The 5929-nt window shown below is 48.8% G+C and carries 4 protein-coding genes; 2 read left to right on the top strand and 2 right to left on the bottom strand.

Translation table 11 applies throughout. The features are described from left to right. Nucleotides 1-1015, top strand: a 1015-nt coding sequence (locus VN105_RS27455) for a LacI family DNA-binding transcriptional regulator (protein ID WP_325646289.1), incomplete at its 5' end; no start/stop codon positions are given. A 317-nt stretch (nt 1016-1332) separates the two neighbouring features. Here VN105_RS27455 and VN105_RS27450 read toward each other — a convergent pair. Together VN105_RS27450 and VN105_RS27445 are read right to left on the bottom strand one after the other, a co-directional pair. After that, nucleotides 1333-3501 carry a S9 family peptidase gene (locus VN105_RS27450; protein WP_325646287.1) on the bottom strand — a complete coding sequence of 723 codons (2169 nt, stop codon included), beginning with the start codon at nt 3499-3501 and terminating at the stop codon, nt 1333-1335. Between the two features lie 36 nt (nt 3502-3537). Then, nucleotides 3538-4485: a hypothetical protein gene (locus VN105_RS27445; protein WP_325646285.1), complete on the bottom strand. Its 948-nt coding sequence runs from the start codon at nt 4483-4485 to the stop codon at nt 3538-3540. A gap of 153 nt (nt 4486-4638) precedes the next feature. Here VN105_RS27445 and VN105_RS27440 point away from each other — a divergent pair, with 153 nt between their 5' ends. Next, a complete protein-coding gene (locus VN105_RS27440; RefSeq protein ID WP_325646283.1) occupies nt 4639-5904 on the top strand; it encodes a dihydroorotase in 1266 nt (421 codons plus the stop codon). Nucleotides 5905-5929 lie beyond the last annotated feature (25 nt).

The raw sequence follows: 5929 nt of genomic DNA, 5'->3' as shown, positions 1-5929 counted from the left end.
GGTTTCTTCGGGTCAACCAACAATAAAGGAAATTGCAAAAAGGCTGAACATCTCTGTATCCACAGTATCACGGGCATTACATGATCATCACAGTATTGGACTGAGAACCAAAACCAGGGTAAAGGAACTCGCCGCCGAGCTGAATTATGAGCGCAACCAAACGGCGATCTATTTCCAGCAGGGCAAAACATTTACCATCGGTATTCTTTTACCCGAGCTGTCGGAAGCGTTCTTTGCCAGCGCTATCAGCGGTATTGAAGACACCGCATACAGCAATAATTATACAGTATTGCTGGGCCAGTCGCACGACGATGAAGCCCGGGAAAAACAGATCATCCAGAGCATGAAACAGCACCGGGTGGATGGCTGCATTGTATCTATTGGGAAAAATACCAGTAATTACGAACACTTTGAAATGTTGCAACAGGCACGCATCCCGGTAGTTTTTTTCGACCGTATTCCCGCCCTTCCCAATATGCATTCGGTATCTATTAACCTGGAGTCGGGCACCGTGCAGGCAGTGGATTTCCTGCTGAAACAAGGTCACCGCGTAATAGGTATGATCAATGGCCCCGAAACAATGGTGGCCAGTAAAGAACGGGCTACCGGCTACATGAGGGCGCTGCAGAAACACCGCCTGAAATACGATCCCAAAATGATCGTAAATGCCGACCTCACCACCGCGGGTACGGAAGATGCCATGCAATACCTGTTATCGCTCAAAAGAAAAGTGACCGCCATCGTTACCTTCAACGACTATGTGGCCATGGATGCCGTACAGTATGCCCTGAAACAAAAATTGGAAATAAATAAGGATATAACTTTCGTATCTTACGCCAATACACCGGTAAGCGGGTATACGGCCTTCCCTCCTGCTGCATCCGTGGAGCAGTTCCCTTATGAACAGGGCCAGGCAGCTACTAATATGTTATTGTCACTCCTGAATGGGGAACATGCCTTGAACGATTATCAACGCACTATCATGGAGTCGCAGCTGGTGATACATCACCGGTGAGGCATTATCTTATCGATAACCTTGCCACAGCTGTTCACCGTGGCAGGTTACTCGACTTCATTGTTCGCTGTCTATAATTGCTGCTTTTCCAGCTTAGTTCACTTTCTGATTAATTGCTACAACGATTCTACATGATTTTTTTGGCATTCCATGTACGCAAACGCTTGCGTTATCCGCGCAAGCGTTTGCGTAATGCCTGTTTTCAGCTATTTTAATCTTTGTTGTAACACTCATCTGTCATCTGCTTCCGGCATAAAATAATAAAGCGAAGATCAGCGCAATACGGCGATCTTCGCTTTACTGAAAAAAGAAAAAAATTATTTCAGGTTCTCATCAAAATAATCGGTGATCTTCTGCATCAAATGCACCCTGTCTTTTCCCAACACATTATGCAAATGCCCGGGGTAAACGAAATAATCTACCTGCACTTCATTATCTACACAGGCCTTCAGGAACTTCAGCGAATGCTGCCAAACCACCACATCATCATTAGTACCATGGATCAGCATCAGTTTCCCCTGCAGATTCTTCGTTTGGGTAAGCAGGTTGGCGCCCGCATAACCTTCGGGGTTTTCCTGCGGCGTATCCATATACCGCTCTGTATACATGATTTCATACATACTCCAGTCGATCACCGGTCCGCCGGCCACCGCTGCCTGGAATACACCGGGATGACGCAGCATCAGCGAAGTGGTCATAAAACCACCAAAGCTCCATCCGTGCACGCCCATTTTCTGCTGATTGATATACGGCAGCGATTTCAGGTAAGCCACACCCTGTAACTGGTCGTTCATTTCCACAGTACCCAGCTGCCTGAAAGTAGCCTGTTCAAAGGCTTTTCCGCGGTTATCACTTCCCCGTCCATCCATTGTAAAGATCACGTAGCCATGCTGCGCCATATACTCATACCAGAGGTTACCACTGTAAGGATAAGTGTTGCGGATCAGCTGCACATTAGGACCGTTGTACAGGTATACGATCACCGGGTAGGTTTTGGTGGAGTCAAAATTCACCGGCAGGATCAGTTTACCGTACAAGGGGGTGCCGTCGTCTGCTTTCAGGGTTACCTGCCTGATTTGCGGGCGCTGGAAATCTTTCAGCGGATCGGCCGCAGTGATGATATTTTGTTCAAACTTACCATTGGTAGCGGCTACACCTGCTACGTAAGGCGTGGTACCGGAGCTGTAGGCATCCAGTACATAACTACCGTCTTCGCTTGCCTGTGCATCATGCCAGCCTGCCGCTTTATCCAGCCGGGTGAGATGGGATGTTTTCTGTGTATAATTGGTTTTATACAGGTGTTTCTCCATCGGGCTTTCCTTGGAAGCGGTAAAAATGATTTCGTTCTTCTTCGTATTAAAACCTGATAATTCATTTACCACCCAGTTGCCCGTAGTAATTTCCCGCAGTTGCTGCCCTTTGGTATTATAGAGATAAAGATGGTTATAGCCGCTTTTTTCGCTCCACCAGATAAACTGGTCCGGCGTGCCGGGAACAAAAGTCAGCGGGTGTGTGGGATGTACATATTTTGGATCTGTTTCTTCAAACAGCGTTTTTACCAGTTCACCGGTAACAGCGCTGTACTGGTTCAGCCACAAATGATTTTGCTCGCGGTTTAGCAGCGCTATATATACGGACTGCTGATCGGGCGCCCAGGTAACGCAGGTCAGGTAATGATCTGCCGGCTTGCCGGTTTTCAGGAAAATAGTTTTTTGGGTAGATGGCTGATAAATACCGAGTGTTACTTCGTGAGATGTACCGCCCGCCATCGGGTATTTGATGTTGGTATTACGCGCGGGGGTTACTGACCAGTCAATAACAGGATAATCATTGACCATCCGCTGATCCATGCGGTAAAATGCCAGCTGATCGCCCTTCGGGGAGAAGAAAATACCTTTATCAATGCCAAATTCCTCACGGTGAACGCTTTTTCCATTCACAATATTGATATCGGCGTCGTTGGTAACGGCCTGCACATTGCCTTCGGCGGTCCGGATAAAGAGATTATTCTTTTCCGTCCAGGCAATTTGTCCGCTTTGCCGGTTCACGGTTACATTTTCAGCGTCTTCCGGTAATTCGCACCATTGGCTGAATTGCATGCTGCCGTTTTGCAGCTGACCTTTATAAAGTGTATTGCCAATAGCAAACCAGGCGTTGCCCGCAGCTATCCAGTGAAGCGGAGGTACGCCCCTTAATGGCCTGGAAGAAAATAATTGTTCGTTGAGGCGCGACAGTGTAAGCAGGGTATCTGTTTTGCCGGTGGGAAGGATCACCTTTATCCAGGCATAATTATCTTTTTCAGATAGTACCCTCGTGTAGGCATTTTCGCCGGGGATCCATTCAAACTGTTTTATCCGTTCCGGCGCCAGTTGCTGCCGGAGGCCATTGGTAGCTTCGGCCATTGTATACTGACGTTGCTGGCCATAGGTGTATTGCAGCCCGCCCGTCATCCATCCTGTCAAAAGCAATAGGAAAGCTTTCTTCATCCTTCTTTTTGGGGAGCTAAATTAAGGTTTTACCCGTTAAGCGCTCACAAGATGTTTTTTCACCCATTCCCTTTCTTCGGGTAACAGGTAATCGGCCCGTTTTTCTGTGATCCAGGAAAAAGTTTTTTTCACATCTGCTTTCACAGTGCGGAAACGGAACAGAAATTCCATGCCCAGCATCAGGTCCGTAAACCCGTTCTTCACGGTTTCTATGGTCATCCTGGCGCTGCTCCGTCTTTTCGATAACAGTTCGGTAATACGTGCAGTTACCGCCTGGATAGCGTTTTCGTCGGCATACTTGTAAATTGCTTCCATCGCTTCAAACTTCAACTGTCCACGCATCAGGCAGCGGGTATAAAACATCGCTTCCTTCTCTTTTTCAATATCGGCGATAGCCGCAAAGGCCAGGCTTTTTACATCCTGCCGGTGGTATTCCAGGAGCCTGCGCAATGCAGGTACACTTTTCTGGGTGCCTGTTTTATGAAGCAGCAGGGTAATATAATAGATGTCGTACTCATTCACGGTGCGTTTCAGCAGGTTCAGGGCCCAGTCTTCCACGGAAGGATGGCGGGTGCCTCTCAGTGCCAGGAGCGCCGAGCGGCGGATATTATTATTAATTGAAAGCGTGTTATTAAACAATGGTTCCAGGTTAATATAACCCGGTATAGCCAGGCCGCGTTCAAGATCCTGTTGCATGGCGGTGATCATATCTGCATCCTGTTCTATTCTGATCCTGTCCAGCAAAAAACGGATCACTTCCGGATCATTGGTATTCCTGGAAAGTTGGGTGATAATAAAACAGGCGGCCCGGCGCTTATCTTTGTCCGGTTCCTGCTCAATGTATTGATAAAGAAAGGGGATATAAGCATGATTAGCGAGTTGTTCTGCTTCGCGAAGGGCCTGCCAGCTGGTTGTCTGGCCATTATGCAATTGATCCGAGCGGTCGCATATCCGTGCTATGAGGTTAGAAAGATAGTCAATCATTATTAGTTATTTTGATCTGCTACCCCTGCATTTTCAATTATCATACCAACCTGAACAGCACTCCTGAAAAGCAGGGGCGCAACGCCTTCAACAATTAACAGTTTTATGTTACATTTGCCCCTGTATTTTAGGACCGGTTATAGAACGTAAAGCATGCACATACTACTCAAGAACGTAAAGATCATAGCGCCTTCCTCACCCCTGCACAGGCAGCAAAAAGATATTTCTATCCAGAACGGGATCATTCAGCAGGTTGGCAGCAACCTCGAAGATGCCCGGGCAACGGTTATTTCAGGTAACAACCTGCATGTTTCCGCCGGCTGGATGGATGTTTTCGCACATTTCTGCGATCCCGGCCAGGAGCACAAAGAAGACCTGCAAAGCGGCATCAAAGCGGCTGCCACCGGCGGATACACCACCGTAATGGTAGTGCCTAACACCCAGCCCGCCCTGCATACCAAACCGCAAATCGAATACGTACTGAGCAGAACCCGTCATTCGGCGGCAACTGTATTGCCAATTGGCGCCGCCACCAAAAACCTGGAAGGCGCCGGCCTCGCGGAAATGTATGAAATGCAGCAGGCAGGCGCCGTTGCATTCTCCGATGGCTTTAAACCATTACAGTCGCCCGGCCTCATGCTCAAAGCCCTGCAATACATCAAGGCATTCGACGGCACCCTCATACAACTGCCGGACGATCAAAGCATTTCCGCACACGGACTGATGCACGAAGGCATCTACTCCACACAGCTGGGAATGCCCGGCAAACCCGCCCTGGCGGAAGAGCTGATCATTCAGCGCGACCTGGAGCTGGCGAAATACACCGATTCACGGATCCACTTTACAGGCATCAGCACCCGCAAATCAGTGGAGCTGATCGCCGCAGCAAAAGCAGATGGGATCAAGGTCACCTGCTCGGTAACGCCTTACCACCTCTCTTTAACAGACGCACAACTCATTAATTACGATACCCACCTGAAAGTAAACCCGCCGCTGCGCAGTGCCGACGATGTGAAAGCCCTGCAGGAAGCAGTTCTACACGGTATTATCGACTGTATCGCCACCCATCACACGCCGCAGGACTGGGATGCCAAACAGGTGGAATTTGAATACGCCAAAAACGGGATGATAGGCCTGGAAAGCGCCTTCGGCGTGTTAAGGCAATACCTGCCACAGCTGCCGCTGGAACAGCTGATCAATATGCTCACCACCCAGCCGAGAAAAATATTCGGCCTGCCCCAACCTGCCCTGCAGGAAGGCGCTGCCGCCAATCTTACCGTCTTTGACCCGGAAACCAGCTGGCAGTTTACCAAAGCCCACATCGCTTCCCGGTCCAAAAATTCAGCGTATATTGGCGAACAACTGAAGGGGAAAGTACATGCCACCGTGAATGGACCCGTATTTCATATAAATAATTAACCTATATGCAGAAAAGTTCTAACCC

The organism is Chitinophaga sp. (genome assembly GCF_035564935.1).
Lineage (GTDB): Bacteria > Bacteroidota > Bacteroidia > Chitinophagales > Chitinophagaceae > Chitinophaga.
The sequence above is the reverse complement of the archived record's forward strand: the minus strand, read 5'-3'. Positions and strand labels throughout refer to the sequence as shown.

Coding starts and splice junctions, on each gene's coding strand:
- VN105_RS27450 (WP_325646287.1), bottom strand. CDS start 3,501: ATGAAGAAAGCTTTCCTATTGCTTTTGACAGGATGGATGACGGGCGGG.
- VN105_RS27445 (WP_325646285.1), bottom strand. CDS start 4,485: ATGATTGACTATCTTTCTAACCTCATAGCACGGATATGCGACCGCTCG.
- VN105_RS27440 (WP_325646283.1), top strand. CDS start 4,639: ATGCACATACTACTCAAGAACGTAAAGATCATAGCGCCTTCCTCACCC.